Consider the following 15376-nt stretch of genomic DNA (forward strand, 5'->3'; position numbering starts at 1 on the left):
TCCGCAGCACCCCGGAAGTGAGGGAAACCGCGATGCTGCGTTGCGTCCGAATCGGTCGCAGCACTAGACCAGCAAGAGCAGGGTCGGAGGGGATGTGCAGACGGGGTCATCGGCGATCCGCGCCGATCGTAGACACCGTGGCGCGAGGAGGATGTCGCGCAGAGCCGTGCTCCTCGCGCAGACGTTCGTCTTCGCGATCCTTCTCGCCGTCACGCTGGTGGGCGCTCTGACGTTCGCGGGTGCCGAGAACGAGCGCGGCGTCCTCGGCATGCTGAAGCGTCCGGTCGCCGATGAGATCGCCGATCGCGTGCTCAGCGGAGACTCCCGCCCGCTGGGACGACCGCTGTCCCTGTACGCCGTCGTCGATGCCACCGGCGACATCATCGCGGCGGAGGGTCCTGACGGCGAGGGAGCGATCGGGCGACACGTGGACGGGCTCGGCAACGAGCCGGGGGCATCGACCGGACCGGGATTCTCGTTTCCGCTCGCACGCGGAGGCTGGTTGTTCGTCGAGATCGATCAGCGCTGGCTCGGCAGTCGGGTGATGGGCATCGCCCTGCCCGTCTCGCTCTTGATCATCGGGGCGGCCGCGCCCTCCTTCATCCTGCTGCGTGTGCTGTCGGTGCGCATGACTCGCGCGGCGTACCGCATGGAGCCGGAGCAGGTCGACCAGATCGTGCGCGAAAGGGCGACGCTGCTGGAGAGCATCGCCGACGCGGCGATCGGGATCGACAAGGACGGCGGGCTCCTGTGGTTCAATCGCGCGGCCGAGGACCTCCTCGCCGTGACGCACGCCGACATCGGCCGGAGCGCGGAGGAGGTGCTCTCGACCGCGAGCGGCGGCAACGGCGGTCACGCGCTCGACGCTCATCTGATCCAGATCGGTGACCGCGTGCTGATGCTGTCATCCGATCTCACGCTCTCGCACGCCGCGGGCGAGAGCCGGCTGGTCATGCTCAGGGACTACTCACGTGATGCCTCGCTCCTGCGCGAGCTGGACGGAGCGCAGAGTCATATCGATGCGCTGCGCTCGCGCGGACACGAGTTCGCCAACACCTTGCACATCATCGAGGGACTGCTGGAGATGAAGGAGCCGGATCGCGCGCTGGATTTCGTTCGAGCCGGTGGGGTGTCCGGGGAGTTCGGCATGCCTGCGGACGGGATCGAGGACCCGAGTGTGCGCGCACTCGTCTACGCGCACCGGGCTCGCGCACGCGAACGCGGCATCGAGCTCGTCGTCGCGCCCGGTGCCGCTCTGCCCGACCTCGCGGGCGCGGAACCGCTGTTCACAGAGGCCGGCCTGCTGGTCGTGGGCAACTTCCTCTCCAATGCCGTCGAGAGCTGCGAGGTGGATGACCGGGTGCGCCTGAGCATCCGTTCTCAGCCCGCGGGCGATGGGCGTGGCCTCGAGGTGACGATCCAGGTCGACGACAGCGGGCCCGGGGTCCCGGAACATCTGAGGGGTCAGATCTTCGCGCTCGGCATGACGACGAAGACCGGTCGCGACGCGCGTGGATACGGTCTCGCGATCGTGCGAGGCGCCGTCACCCGGTTGGGCGGGTCATGCGTGTGCCGTCCGTCCGAACTGGGTGGCGCGCAGTTCGAGGCGCGACTCCCGGTGCCGGATTCCGACGAGTGGAGGTTCCCCGATGCCTGAGCTCGGAGTCCTGATCGTCGACGACGAGCCGATGGCGGCGCAGCTGCATCGGATGTTCGTCGAGGGAACTCCCGGATTCGTCGTGACGGGGGTCGCCTACTCGGGCGAGGAGGCGGTGGAGATGATGACGAGCGAACCTCCCGATGTGGTGCTACTCGATCTGCAGCTGCCCGGGATCTCGGGAATCGACGTGCTCCGGATGCTGCGCACCCGCCTGGGCAACGAGGTCGATGTGATCGCGGTCACCGCAGACCGACGTGCCCGCAGCATCGACCAGATGCGGATGCTGGGCGTCGCCCACTACCTCGCGAAGCCGTTCTCGGTGCGCGAGCTCCGCACGCAGCTCCGTTCCGTGGCCCGTGTGCGCACGGCGCTGGCTTCTCGTCAGAGCTTCGACGGACAGGCGGACATCGACGGGGTGATCCACAACGGCTTCGTCGAGATCGGCGCTTCGGTCGCGCGACCGGACGACCCGACGGAACAGGACATCCTCGCCGGGCATCCGCTCGACGCCCTGCGCGAACTCGCGGATCGTCGCATCGCCGATCACGGGCACTCCGTCGACTTCACCCTGCACACTCTCGCGGACACGCTCCATGTGTCGGCCCGTCAATTGCAGCGTGCCTACGCACGAGCCGATCGTGCGGTGCAGGATGCGATCCGCGACCACAGGGTCGGTGTCGCCGCGATGCTCATCCTCGGGGCGGAGCGGCTCACGATGACGGAGGTGGCGCGCCGCAGCGGCTTCAGCTGCGTCCGCACCATGCGGCGCGCGTTCCAGGAGGTGCACGGAGTGCCGCCCGCTCGTTGGCGTGCAATGCAGACGCACGCGGCGAAGGAGCCGGAATCGCGACGAAAAACGGACAGAACGCGTCCAGGACGCGGGGAATGACACATCTGCGTCTCTGCCGCATGCCGGCGTCCGAGAGGATTCGGGAGAAGGATGCCACCGCGCGATGAGCGGGGAGTCGCCACCGCGCCGCGCATCCCTCGGACCGCCCAGGGGAGCGGTCAAGGGCACGGATCTGTGGAGAGTGCCCGAGGAGACGATGGAGCCTCCTCACCGTGAGGGGTCTCGGCTGGGGCGAAGGCCCCTCACGGGGACCACGAGGGAGCCGCCTCAGCCGCGCGCGGCCCACCACGCGCGCAGGCGCTCCTCGGCGACCTCGGGGCCGAGCACGCCCTCGTCGAGACGCAGCTCGAGGAGGAACTTGTACGCCTCCCCCACCTCGCGCCCCGGCGTGATGCCCAGCACCTGCTGGATGCGGTTGCCGTCGAGCTCCGGACGGATGGAGTCGAGCTCCTCCTGCTCGCGCAGCGCCGCGATCCGCGACTCGATGTCGTCGTAGGCGCCCGCGAGGCGCGCGGCTTTGCGCTTGTTGCGCGTGGTCACGTCGGCGCGGGTGAGGATGTGCAGGCGATCGAGCTGGTCGCCGGCGTCGCGCACGTAGCGTCGAACGGCCGCATCGGTCCAGGCGCCCTCGGCATAGCCGAAGAACCGCAGGTGCAGCTCGATGAGGGTGGCGACGGCATCCGTCGTGGAGGTGTCGAAGCGCAGGGCCTGCATCCGCTTGCGAGCCATCCGCGATCCCACCACGTCATGGTGATGGAACGTGACGATGCCGCCGTCTTCGAGCTTGCGGGTGCGCGGCTTGCCGATGTCGTGCAGCAACGCGGCGATGCGCAGGGCCACGTCGGGCTCGGCGCCCGGATTGCGGGACTTCTCCAGCTCGATGGCCTGGCTCAGCACCGTGAGCGAGTGCTCGTAGACGTCCTTATGGTGGTGATGCTCATCGACTTCGAGACGCAGCGCGCTGACCTCGGGAAGGAACTCGTCGATCAGTCCGCTGCGCACCAGCACGCGGATGCCGCGCACCGGGTCATCGCTCTGCATGAGGCGCACGAGCTCCGACTGGACGCGCTCGGGGCTCACGATCTTCAGCGTCTCACGCAGTTCGGCTATGGCGTCAGCCGTCGCATCTTCGACGCGGAACCCGAGCTGCGCACTGAAACGGGCGGCCCGCAGCATGCGCAGCGGATCGTCGCCGAACGAGATGCGCGGGTCGGCAGGAGTGCGCAGGATGCCGGCGACGAGGTCTTCCACTCCCCCGGTCGGATCCACCAGTTTCACCGAAGGCACCCGCAGCGCCATCGCGTTGACCGTGAAGTCGCGCCGCACCAGGTCGCCCTCGATCGAGTCGCCGAACTCGACGGTCGGCTTGCGCGTCACGCCGTCGTAGCTGTCGGCGCGGTACGTGGTGATCTCGACCTGCTCGCCCTGCACGCGGGCGCCGATGGTGCCGAACGCGCGACCGATGTCCCAGTGCGCGGTGGCGATCGGCTTCACGATCGCGAGGATCTCGTCCGGCGAGGCATTCGTCGTGAAGTCGAGATCGTGCGTCTCGCGGCCGAGCAGCGCGTCGCGCACCGGGCCGCCGACGACGGCGAGGTCGAATCCGGCATCCGCGAAGGCCGTGGCGAGGGTGCGGACGACCGGATTCTCGGCGAGCGCACCGAGACGAGCGAGGCCGTCAGCCATGTTGAGCATGGGTTCCAGCGTACCGGGCGGGGTCGCGCCGGTAATCTGATGCCCATCATGCACCTGCGCACATTCACGCCTCCCGCCACGCCTGCGGCCCGCGCCGCCAGGGCCCTGGCGGCGCAGTACCACTCCGCGTCGATCCAGAACCATGTGGTGAGGTCGTGGCTGTGGGCGGAGGCCTTCGCCGTCGTCGAAGACCGCGGTGACATCGATCACGAGCTTCTGTACGTCTCGGCGATGCTGCACGATATCGGGATCGTCCCTGCGTTCGACAACGTGGACCTGTCGTATGAAGAGGCGGGTGGGCACGTCGCCGTGGCACTCACGACCGGTGCCGGGTGGGACGCGGAGCGCAGCCGCCGCGCGCTCGAGGTGATCATCCGACACAACTGGCCGTCGGTCGACCCCGCGATGGACATCGAGGGCTACCTGCTCGAGATCGGCACCGGTCTCGACATCTCGGGCGCGCGACCCGACGCGCTTCCCGCCGACTTCATTCGCGAGGTGCTGGCCGAGTACCCGCGCCTCCAGCTCGCCCGTGAGTTCGGCGACGGCGTCGTCGCCCAGGCGGCGCGCAAGCCGCACACCGCCGCTCACCGGCTGGTCACCGGCGGCGTGGTCGGCAAGCTGGAGAACCACCCGCTCGAGCGCACGTTCTGACGCGCGGCGGCGACTCCGGCGCTACGAGCCGGGGAACCATCCCAGGAACTCGCCGTAGATCGGCAGCAGCAGTGCGGCGATTTCCAGCGCCGCGACCAGTGCGGCGACCACCCACGCCGCGACGAGCAGACCACGACGGGTATCGTCACTCGCGCGCCGCAGCCAGCTGGCGATCACGACCAGCACGAACGATGCCGGCGGCAGCGGGCTGAGGAGGATGGCGACCACGGCGAACACCCGCCACGGTTCCGGTTCGCTCTTGGTCCGCACCTGCTGCAGGCGCTCGACCTGTGCCTCGAGTGCAGATCGAGCGGCAGCCAGCAGTGCAGGCGACCTCTTCCTCGTGCCCGGCAGGAGGATCAGTGCAGCGATGACCGCCCCCGGCGGCACCAGGATCAGAAACCCGTACGCGAGACCAACGAGATATCGGGGAAGCTCGTCACCGGAACCGAGGTTCATCGCCGTGACGCCTCCCTCCATGGCGACGACGACCGACACGAGCGCCGGCGGTATGGGCAGCATCATCGTGTCGAGCACCCTGGCCTGCAGCGCCGACGGTATCGCCTGGAGAGCCGCCCCGACCGCGAAGAGGGTGAGCACCGCAGCGAACACGACGTAGGCCACGGTCAAGCCGACACGATCGAGCATCGCCTGCACGAGCAAGGCACCCGCCCCGATCGTCAGCACGGTCACTATCCCCCCGCGCAGGGTGAGCGAGCGTCGCGGATGCGGGTCGCGCTCACCCGGAATGCGGTCGATGGCCGTTCGAATGCGCGCGATCACCGCTCCGGTGCGCGACGATGCCAGACTCAGCTTCTCCGCTTCCAGATCGGCGAGGGTCGCGGCATCCGCCGCGATGAGCAGCGTCATCACCGCTCCAACGGGCACCCCGAACACCTGCACCACATCGAAGGTCTCGGGGAAGCGCGACGCCGCTGCGCCGAGGAACGTCGACAGCGCCACGAACGCCGAGGACATGGCCACGACCCCGGCGACATGCCCCCAGAACTGCCGGTGAGCGATCGCATTCTCCGGCTCGATGTTCTCGTGGTCCCGCGGCATCCGTAGCAGCACCTGCAAGGCGATCGATGCCGGAAGGAGCAGCACCAGGGCAGCACCGCCCTGGTCGAGGCCGAGCGTGGCCGGAGAGAGCGTCAACGGCGACGTCCCGCTGTCGGGAACGAGGCCGGTCAACCAGACGAACAGCAGCTGCACCGCCACGAGCAGCATCCCGACCAGCGACGCGCGACCGGCCGTGCGCCGGAGCGACCGGGCATACCTCGTCTCGGCGATGACCACGGCATCCGCGTCCACGCCGCCGGTGCGCGACACCGGCTCTTCCGAATCGGCCGGCGGGTCGGCTGCTCTCCGGCGCTGCAGCACTTCGCGAAGGCAGTCGACGACGCTCTTCTTCCCCATGATCGCCCCCCGGGATCGTTTCGACCGACCATACCGAGATCCGGGCGGCTCACCGGTATACGATCCGGCCGCCAGACGCGTCAGAACAGCGGGTTCTCCCCCTTGGCCTGGGCGAGGGCCTGCGTGCGCGCCTGCATCTGACGCACCAGCAGCGCGCTCATCAGGAACCCGCCGACCAGGGCGACCGCGACGAGCAGCCAGACGCCGACATCGGGGTCGATCACCTCGAAGGCGAAGATCGCGACCGCGAGGATCAGCAGCACCGGACCCTCGACCAGCGCGAACCCGAGGAACAGCCGGGTCTGCCTGGCGCGGAAGTCCGCTTCCACTGCCGCGACGCGGGCATCGATCGAGTCTCCGGAGTCGCTCATGCCCCCAGGGTATCGATGCGACGCCGGCTGCCGCAGCATCCGTTCATCTGCCGGTTGCCCGGAGGTCAGCCCGCGGTCATCCCGCACCGATGGGCTGAAGGGGCCCCGTGCGGCTGAGCACGGAAATCCTCACCCCACAAAGGACTGACATGACCTCCCCCACCCCTGCGGTGCGGTGGCGGCGCCACGGACTCACCTCCGTCGCGCTCCTCGCCCTGCTCGGCGGCGCCGTCGTCGCCCCCGCGGCCCTCGCCGCACCCGAACCCGAGGTGCCCACGGGTTCACTGATCTCCGGTGACACCGCCTGGCACTACCTGGATGACGGATCCGACCCGTCGCCCGCGCCGGCGGCCCTGCGCGACTGGACGCTCCCGGCCTACGACGACAGCACCTGGAAGACGGCGCCCGGCTCGTTCGGCGCCAAGAACGGCAAGCTCGGCGCGGTCGGCCCGCAGACGCCGAAGACGCTGCTCACCCACTACCTCGACGGCACCAAGGCGCCGACCGTGCCGACGTACTTCTTCCGCACCACGTTCGAGCTCGAGGCGGGCGTGGCGGAGCAGGTCGCCGCCCTGCAGAGCACCATCACGTACGACGACGCGATCATCGTCTGGATCAACGGCACCGAGGTCGCCCGCTACGTGGACGGCCGCATCACCGACACCACGAACGTCGAGTACGCCGGCGACTCGAACGGCGACCCGCTGACGAGCTCGTTCAGCGCTGAGGGCGAGCTGCTGCACGACGGCACGAACACGATCGCCGTCTCGCTGTTCCAGGACCGCGAGTCCAGCTCCGACATCTACTTCGACATGTCGTCGCTGACGCTGATCGAGGCGGCCGACCCCGGCACCCCGGTCGTCGCCGCTCCCACCCGCGTCATCCTCACCCCGACCGAGAACCCCGAGGTCTCGCAGGCGTTCACCTGGCTCGCCGGTGACGCCTCGCACACGGTCGGGCAGGTCGAGATCGCCCCGGCGGCCGGTGGCGACAGCCGCACGATCGACGCCTACGACGCGGGCGTCGTCAACGGCAACCCGAACAAGCACTTCTCGGCGACGGTGACGAACCTCACCCCCGCCACCGAGTACCGCTACCGCGTCGGCCTGCCGGGCAGCTGGAGCGACTGGTACCAGTTCCGCACCGCCGACCCGAAGGCGACGGACTTCCAGTTCATCTACTACGGCGACGCGCAGATCGGCCTCGACACCACCTGGCCGAGCGTCGTGAAGCAGGCCGAGGCGAATGCTCCGCGATCGATCGGATCCGTGCACGCGGGCGACCTGATCAACACGTCCAGCAACGAGAACGAGTGGCTGAACTGGTTCAAGGGCATGAAGGACTCCGCGGTCCGCACCAACGTGATGGCGGCGCCGGGCAACCACGAGTATTCCGGAGACAAGCTGCTCACGGCGTGGAAGGCCGCGTTCGAGTACCCGCACAACAACCCGTCCACCAGCTCGGTCGGCGAGCTCGCCGACCTCGCGAAGGGCGACTCCGAGGTCGCGCAGCAGTACCGCGCGTTCTTCGACCACTGGAGCTCGTTCGCCGCCGAGACCGCGTACTACACCGACTACCAGGACGTGCGCTTCATCACGTTGAACGCCACCCGTGACAAGACGTTCCTCACCCCGGCCGGACTCCCGTCCTGCACCGGAACGGACTGCCCCGCGAACAAGGTCGACGTGCTGTGGACCCGCTTCCAGGGCGCCTGGCTCGACCTGCTGCTGCAGAACAGTCCGTCGAAGTGGAACGTCGTCACCTTCCACCAGCCGGTGCTCTCGGCGTCCGAGGGTCGCGACGAGCCGGTGCTGCGCGCCGACTGGCTGCCGATCTTCCAGCGCAACGACATCGACCTGGTGCTCATGGGCCATGACCACACCTACGCCCGCGGCTACGTGAACACCGACGCCACCGAGACCCCCGGTCTCACGACCGGCCCGGTGTACGTCGTGTCGAACTCGGGCGCGAAGCACTACGACCTCGAGACTCCCGAGAAGAACGTCTGGACCAACAACGGCGCCACCCAGGTGCTGCGCGGTCAGGGCGTCACGACCTACCAGGTGATCGACGTGTCGAAGAACCAGCTGGTCTACCGCTCGTACCTCGCCGAGAAGACCGAGAACGCCACGACCGACCTCCCCGTCGGTGCCGTCTACGACACCTTCACGGTGACCAAGTCGGATGCCGGTGAGAAGTGGGTCACCGAGAAGGGGGTCACGCCGCCCGTCACCCCGGAGCCCGAGGTTCCGGCCGAGATCGAGCTGGGCACGGCATCCGTCGCTGCCGGCGGAACCGTCACGGTGAGTGGAAGCGGCTTCGCGGCCGACGCCGAGCTGCGATTCGAACTGCGGTCCGACCCGGTCGACCTCGGCACGGCCACCGCCGATGCGAACGGTGCCTTCCGCCGCACGCTGACGATCCCCGCGAACACTCCGGCCGGCGTGCACACGCTCGCCGTGGTCCGCGCCGATGGCACCGAGGTCACGGCCTCGCTCACCGTGACCGCGGCGTCCACCGGGGGCGACGAGACCCCGGGCGGGAACACCGGAGGCTCGACCGACGGCGACCTCGCCACGACCGGGGCCGACAGTGCGCCGTACGTGATCGGTGCCGTGGTGCTTCTCGCGCTGGGCCTCGGCCTGTTCGCGATGCGCCGTCGCCGCCCGCACGCAGAGGTGGACGCCGAGTAGTCGTCGGCATCCGACCAGGGGCGCCGCCGGGGCTTCGGCCTCGGCGGCGCCCCTGCTCATCCGTCGGGTCGCGTCCGGTTCGGGGCCCCGAGCACAGCTTCGTATGCCGCGGACGACGCGCCGTGGTTTCGGCATCCTGCACGGCGTGTCGTCCGCCATCTCCGAAGTCGTGCGCGGGGAGCGGAGGCCGTACTGGGATAACCTTCCTCCGAGTCCGTCCCGCCGAAGGAGAAGCCCGTGCCCGCGAACGATGTGATGGCCGACGAGACCGATCGGATCGTCGCTGCGGCCCTGCAGGTGAACGGCCGCGCCTCGTGGGGTGAGATCGGCCGCGCGGTCGATCTGCCCGAGCGCACCGTCGCCCGCCGCGGCCAGCGCCTGCTCGACCGAGGACTGGTCCGCGTCTCCACCTACGTGGATCCCGCCCGGGTGCTGCACGCTCGCGCCGTGCTCTTCCGCATCACCACAGAGCCGCATGCCCTCTGGCACGTGGCCCGCACGCTCGCCCGCCGGTCGGATGCCTCGTCGGTCTCGGTCCTCGAAGGCAGCAGCGACATCGCCGGGATGCTGCTGCCACGCGATGACGCCTCGATCCGCGAACTGCTCTTCACCGACTTCCCCGAGCTCGAAGGCATCGCGTCGATCAACGTGACCACGGTGCTGAAGTTCTTCCGCTCCGGCCACGACTGGCGCGCCGGAGTGCTCACCGACGAGCAGGCGCGCATGCTCGACGAGTCCTCGGGGTCGGAGGTCGACCCCGCCGATGCGCTCACCGACGAGGAGGAAGCGCTCATCACGCTGCTCCTGAAGGATGGGCGCATGCCGGTGGCCCAGCTCGCGCGCGCCCTCGGCGTGAACGTCACCACCACCCGCCGGCGCATGGAGTCGCTGAACCGCCGCGGTCTGATGCACCCGCGCACCGAGGTGGTGCCGAGCCTGTTCGGCCTGGGGCTGGAGGCTCTGGTGTGGCTGCGTGTGCCGATGGATCGGCTCGAGAAGGTCGGCACGGCGCTGGCGGCCGCGCCCGAGGTGAAGTTCATCGCGGCGACCACCGGCACCTCGCAGCTGCTCGCGAACGTGCTCGTGAAGGACGCCGACGAGTTCTACCAGTTCCTGACCGGTCCCGCGGTGGCGGGGCACGACGGCCTGGAGGTCGTCGAATCGCTCGTGGTGATCACGCCGGTGCTGCGCGGGTCACTCATCGTCGACGAGGCGCCCGAGGCGCTGGCCATCGATATGCCGACGGGAGCGATCCGCCTTTAGGCCGATTCTGTTACGGACATGTAAAGAAATGGCGAGATCGTTCGCCAACCCTTGACCTAATGGCGAAATAGGGCGACTATCTCTCCAGGGCCTTCACCCCTGGAGAGGACGACCGTGTTCACGGCAACTGGAGACGACTGGGCGGATCGCGCTGCGACCCTGCGCCTGCGCACCCGCATGTTCATCGACGGCTGCTGGGAGGCCGGTTCGGCCGAACCCCTCACCCCGACGAGCCCCCGCGACGGACGGATCCTCCCCGAGGTCTCTGCGGCATCGGTCGCCGACGTCGACCGGGCTGTGCGCTCCGCACGCCGCGCCTTCGACTCCGGCGTGTGGTCGCGCATCGCGCCCCGCGAGCGCGGACAGCTGCTCATCGCGTTCGCGCAGAAGATCCACGACAACGCCGAGGAGCTCGCCCTCACCATCTCGCTCGAGATGGGCAAGCCCGTGCGCGAGGCGCTGCAGACCGAGCTCCGCGCGGTCGTGAACTGCTTCCGCTGGTACGGCGAGGCCGCCGACAAGGTCCTCGACGAGATGCCCGTCACCGCGCCGGACAGCCTGGCGCTCGTCACCCGCGAGCCGGCCGGTGTCGTCGCGGCCGTCGTGCCCTGGAACTTCCCCCTCACGATGACCGCGTGGAAGCTCGCCCCCGCACTCGCCGTCGGCAACAGCGTCGTGCTCAAGCCCGCCGAGCACACCACCTTCTCGGCGCTCCGCCTCGCGGAGCTCGCCCACGAAGCCGGCATCCCCGCCGGCGTGCTCAACGTCACCCCCGGCGCCGGACACATCGCCGGCCGTGCGCTCGGCGAGCACGACGACGTCGATGTCGTGACCTTCACGGGCTCGCCCGAGGTCGGCCGACGCTTCCTCGGCTACTCCGCCGCATCAAACGGCAAGCGCGTCTGGCCCGAGCTCGGCGGCAAGACCGCGAGCCTGGTGCTGCCGGATGCCGACCTCGAGAACGCGGTGCGCGCCACCGCCGACGGCTGCTTCTACAACCAGGGGCAGATGTGCACGGCATCGTCCCGCCTGCTGGTGCCGCGCTCGCAGCACGAGCGCGCGCTGGAGATCGCCGCCGATGTGGCGAGGAACAGCCTCCCTGCCGACCCCTTCGACGTCACCACCTCGATGGGCGCGATCGTCAGCGAGAAGCAGCTCGCCGGGATCACCGGATTCGTGGCGCGCGCCCAGGCCGAAGGCGGGGTGCTCGCCGCCGGCAGCGCTGAGCGGTTCCACGCCGTCGACGGCGGCAGCTACTTCGCCCCGGTCGTGCTCGGCGTCACCCCGGAGCACGAGGTGGCCCAGCGCGAGGTCTTCGGCCCCGTGCTCTCCGTGATCGCCTACGACGACGTGGAGGACGCCCTGGCGATCGCCAACGGCACCGAGTTCGGGCTGGCCGCGGCGCTGTGGAGCAACGACCTGAACGCCGTGCACACGCTCTCGCGCCGACTGCGCGCCGGGATCGTCTGGGTCAACTGCTTCGAAGAGGGCGACATGACGATCCCCTTCGGCGGGGTCAAGGGCTCCGGCTTCGGTCGCGACAAGAGCCTGCACGCCATGGAGAAGTTCACCGACCTGAAGACCACCTGGATCGCGCTCTCATGACCCGCCCGTTCGTCGGCATCACCACGTGGCGCCGCTTCATCGACACCGACCTGGGTGCAGGGCGCCCTGCGCACAGCCTGGGCACCGAGTATTCCGCACCCTTCGAGGCCGCGGGCGCAGCCGTCGTGCTGCTGCCGCCGACCGCAGGGGTCGATGAGGTGCTCGACCGCCTGGACGGACTCGTGCTCTCGGGCGGCGAAGACGTGCACCCCGCCCGCTACGGTGCCCAGCCGCAACCCGAGAAGACCTACGACCCGGCTCGCGACGAATTCGAGATCGCGCTCGCGCTCGGCGCCCGCGAGCGCGGCCTTCCCGTGCTGGCGATCTGCCGCGGCCTCCAGGTGAGCAACATCGCATTCGGCGGCTCGCTCATCGTCGACATCCCCTCGACCGAAGACCACCACCCCGTGCGCGGTGCCGATGAGCAGCTCTCGGCCCGGCATCCGGTCTCGTTCGCGTCGGACAGCCGGCTCGCGGCACTCTACGGCGTGCGCGAACGCGTCGTGAACACCATCCACCACCAGTCCGTCGACATCCCCGCCCCCGGTCTGCGCCCCGTCGCGTGGGCGCCGGACGGGATCGTCGAAGCGGTCGAAGCCGACGGCGACTGGCCCTTCTGGGCCGTGCAGTGGCACCCCGAGAAGATGATCGACCCCGTCGAGGCCGCAGAGGAGCTCCCGCTGTTCGCGGCGTTCGTCTCGGCCGCCCATGAACGAGCAGCGGAACACGCCGCTGCGGAGAAAGGAACACGATGACCAAGCAGGTCTTCCTCGAGTACGAGAACGGCGTCCGCGCCGTCGCCACCCTGTTCGAGGACCTCGCCCCTCGCACGTGCGAGGCCATGTGGGGTGCGCTGGAGAAGCCGGTCACCATGCAGGCGATGCACGCGATGTACGCCGGACCCGAGGTCATGGTCGGCCTCCCCGAAGAGGCACAGAACTTCGACCCCGAGAAGGTGCCGTTCGAGAACCAGCAGGTCGTGCCCGCACCGGGAGATCTGCAGTGGTACTGGCAGCGTCCGATGCAGATGGGCGGCCTGCCGTTCGAGTGGTACGAGATCGGAGTCTTCTACGATCGTGGTGCACGTACTCTCGGCCCGCTCGGATGGACACCCGTCAACATCTGGGGCGGCATCACCGAAGGATTGGCGGAGTTCGCCAAGGAGAGCGCGGCGATCCGCATCGACGGAGCGAAGCAGCTCACCATCGGACGCCTGGTCTAGGCGTCCATTCCGTGCTGGACCCATCCCGAAGGAGCAGTGCATGAATACCCGCAGAATTCTCACGACCGGAGCGCTCGTCGCCGCCGGAGCCCTCGTCCTCGCCAGCTGTGCAGCCGGTGACGACACCACCGCAGGCGGCGACAAGGAGTTCGCCGGCGAGACCATCGTCGTCACCTCGTTCGGTGGCGACTGGGAGAAGGCCTTCATCGAGGCCGTCGTCGATCCCTTTGAGGAGGAGACCGGCGCCAAGGTCGAGCTGATCACGCTCTACAGCGCCGATGCCCTCGCGCAGGTCACCGCCCAGAAGGCGAGCCCGCAGATCGACGTCGTGCACTTCTCCGGTGGCCAGGAGTTCACCGCGGCCCAGGACGGGCTCATCGCCCCGATCGCGGCCGACGAGCTCTCGGAGTCCGGCGACCTCATCGACCTCGCCACCGCCGGTCTCGAGCGCGGCGAAGGGCCCGTCATCCAGCTCGCCCCGATCGGGCTGGTCTACAACACCGAGGCCGACGCGCCCGCGCCGACCTCGTGGCTCGACCTGTTCGACGATGCCTACGCTGGGCACGTCGCGCTCACGGACTTCTCGAACACGTACGGCGTGCTCTCCATGCTCCGTGTCGCGGATGCCCTCGGCGGCGGCATCGACGACCCGTCGCAGGCGATCGCCGACCTCGGTGCCCTGGCATCGTCCGGTGACGCGATCGTCGTGCCCACCTCGCCCGACCTGCAGACCGCGTTCGCCCAGCGCGCGACGTGGATCGCCCCCTACGCGATGGACTACGCGGGGACCCTGCAGGATGCAGGCCTCCCGGTCGAGTTCATCGTTCCGGAGGAGGGCGCCACGGCATCCCTCATCACGGCCAACGTGGTCGAAGGACGGGACAACCCCGACCTCGCCAAGCTCTTCATCGACTTCGAGCTGCGCCCCGAAGCGCAGACCGTCTTCGCGGAGAACATGCGGTACTCGCCGGTGAACACCAAGGCCGAGCTCTCGGGCGACGCCGCGGATGCGGTGCTGACCGGTGACGAGCTCGACAACGTCGTGGTCTACGCGCCCGGCGACATCGCCGCCGACCGGCAGTCCTGGACCGACGAGTGGAATGCGCTGATCACCAAATGAGCGTCCGAACCCGTAGGGAGCCCTGGCTCCTGCTCCTGCCGGCGATCGTGCTGCTCGCGCTCGCCTTCATCACCCCGGTGGCTGGCATGCTCCTCATGAGCGTGCAATCGTCGGCAGGCGGGTTCACCCTCGACAACTTCACCCGGTTGTTCACGAGTGAATATCACCTCCAGGCGGCGCTGCGTTCGCTCCGCCTGGGGGTGATCCAGACGGTGATCACCCTCGTGCTGGCCATCCCGCTGTCGTACGTGATGGCGCGCGCCGGGTCGAAGGTGCGCTCCTTCCTCCTCATCGTCGTCATCCTGCCGCTCATGACCAGCGTCGTCGTGCGGACGTTCGGCTGGGTCGTGCTCATGGGGCCGTCGGGTCTGTTGATGAAGATCCCCGGCGCCGAGTTCCTGGTCGGCGGCACCCAGGGCTTCCTCGGCACCGAGACCGGTGTCGTGATCGCGATGGTGCAGGTGCTCCTGCCGTTCGCCGTGCTGAGCATCCTCGGTGTGATCTCCGGCATCACCCCGCAGTTGGAGGAGGCGTCGCGCACGCTCGGCGCCGGCTTCTGGCGCACGCTCCGACACGTCGTCCTCCCCCTGGCGATCCCCGGCATCGTCGCCGGCGCCTCGCTCGTCTTCGTGCTCTCGGTGAGCTCGTTCATCACCCCCCGCTTCATCGGCGGGGCGCAGATCCCGGTGTTCGCCCAGACGATCTACGTCGACGCGACCACCAACCTGGACTGGTCGTTCGCGGCCGCGCAGGCCGTGCTGCTGTTCGCCGGCGTCATGCTCGTGCTCGCAGCGACGTCCCGACTCGGGAAGCAGAAGGTGTGA

General features: G+C 69.1%; 13 protein-coding genes. 10 read left to right on the forward strand and 3 right to left on the reverse strand.

The window, feature by feature from the left end:
• Positions 1 to 151 precede the first annotated feature (151 nt).
• Together KZC51_RS02470 and KZC51_RS02475 are read left to right on the forward strand one after the other, a co-directional pair.
• Positions 152 to 1657: a sensor histidine kinase gene (locus KZC51_RS02470; protein ID WP_247628439.1), complete on the forward strand. Its 1506-nt coding sequence runs from the start codon at positions 152 to 154 to the stop codon at positions 1655 to 1657.
• Positions 1650 to 2549 carry a response regulator gene (locus KZC51_RS02475; protein WP_247628440.1) on the forward strand — a complete coding sequence of 300 codons (900 nt, stop codon included), beginning with the start codon at positions 1650 to 1652 and terminating at the stop codon, positions 2547 to 2549. Before KZC51_RS02470 ends, KZC51_RS02475 begins: the two co-directional genes overlap by 8 nt.
• Positions 2550 to 2777: 228 nt before the next feature.
• Here KZC51_RS02475 and KZC51_RS02480 read toward each other — a convergent pair whose 3' ends face one another.
• A complete protein-coding gene (locus tag KZC51_RS02480; protein WP_247628441.1) occupies positions 2778 to 4205 on the reverse strand; it encodes a CCA tRNA nucleotidyltransferase in 1428 nt (475 codons plus the stop codon).
• A gap of 39 nt (positions 4206 to 4244) precedes the next feature.
• Between KZC51_RS02480 and KZC51_RS02485 the strand changes: the two genes are divergently transcribed.
• Positions 4245 to 4859 carry an HD domain-containing protein gene (locus tag KZC51_RS02485; protein WP_308194280.1) on the forward strand — a complete coding sequence of 205 codons (615 nt, stop codon included), beginning with the start codon at positions 4245 to 4247 and terminating at the stop codon, positions 4857 to 4859.
• Between the two features lie 21 nt (positions 4860 to 4880).
• Here KZC51_RS02485 and KZC51_RS02490 read toward each other — a convergent pair whose 3' ends face one another.
• On the reverse strand, positions 4881 to 6278 hold the full coding sequence (locus KZC51_RS02490; protein ID WP_247628442.1) for a hypothetical protein: 1398 nt from the start codon (positions 6276 to 6278) through the stop codon (positions 4881 to 4883).
• 80 nt (positions 6279 to 6358) lie between these two features.
• On the reverse strand, positions 6359 to 6649 hold the full coding sequence (locus KZC51_RS02495; protein ID WP_247628443.1) for a hypothetical protein: 291 nt from the start codon (positions 6647 to 6649) through the stop codon (positions 6359 to 6361).
• A gap of 149 nt (positions 6650 to 6798) precedes the next feature.
• Between KZC51_RS02495 and KZC51_RS02500 the strand changes: the two genes are divergently transcribed.
• From KZC51_RS02500 to KZC51_RS02530, 7 genes are all read left to right on the forward strand, one after another.
• Complete coding sequence (locus KZC51_RS02500; protein WP_247628444.1) at positions 6799 to 9342, forward strand: FN3 domain-containing metallophosphoesterase family protein; 2544 nt, start codon at positions 6799 to 6801, stop codon at positions 9340 to 9342.
• 237 nt (positions 9343 to 9579) lie between these two features.
• Positions 9580 to 10605, forward strand: coding sequence for an Lrp/AsnC family transcriptional regulator (locus KZC51_RS02505; RefSeq protein WP_247628445.1), 1026 nt, complete (start codon positions 9580 to 9582; stop codon positions 10603 to 10605).
• 114 nt (positions 10606 to 10719) lie between these two features.
• Positions 10720 to 12210, forward strand: coding sequence for an aldehyde dehydrogenase family protein (locus tag KZC51_RS02510; RefSeq protein WP_247628446.1), 1491 nt, complete (start codon positions 10720 to 10722; stop codon positions 12208 to 12210).
• Entirely contained in the window at positions 12207 to 12965 is a 759-nt protein-coding gene (locus KZC51_RS02515; RefSeq protein WP_247628447.1) for a gamma-glutamyl-gamma-aminobutyrate hydrolase family protein, read from the forward strand. The genes KZC51_RS02510 and KZC51_RS02515 overlap by 4 nt, the downstream gene beginning before the upstream one ends.
• On the forward strand, positions 12962 to 13432 hold the full coding sequence (locus KZC51_RS02520) for a DUF3830 family protein (RefSeq protein WP_017829890.1): 471 nt from the start codon (positions 12962 to 12964) through the stop codon (positions 13430 to 13432). Before KZC51_RS02515 ends, KZC51_RS02520 begins: the two co-directional genes overlap by 4 nt.
• Positions 13433 to 13472: 40 nt before the next feature.
• Positions 13473 to 14552, forward strand: a complete 1080-nt coding sequence (locus tag KZC51_RS02525) for an extracellular solute-binding protein (protein WP_247628448.1) — start codon at positions 13473 to 13475, stop codon at positions 14550 to 14552.
• Positions 14549 to 15376, forward strand: coding sequence for an ABC transporter permease (locus KZC51_RS02530; RefSeq protein WP_247628449.1), 828 nt, complete (start codon positions 14549 to 14551; stop codon positions 15374 to 15376). Before KZC51_RS02525 ends, KZC51_RS02530 begins: the two co-directional genes overlap by 4 nt.

Origin of the sequence: Microbacterium croceum (assembly GCF_023091245.1) — a bacterium.
Taxonomy (GTDB): Bacteria; Actinomycetota; Actinomycetes; order Actinomycetales; family Microbacteriaceae; genus Microbacterium; species Microbacterium croceum.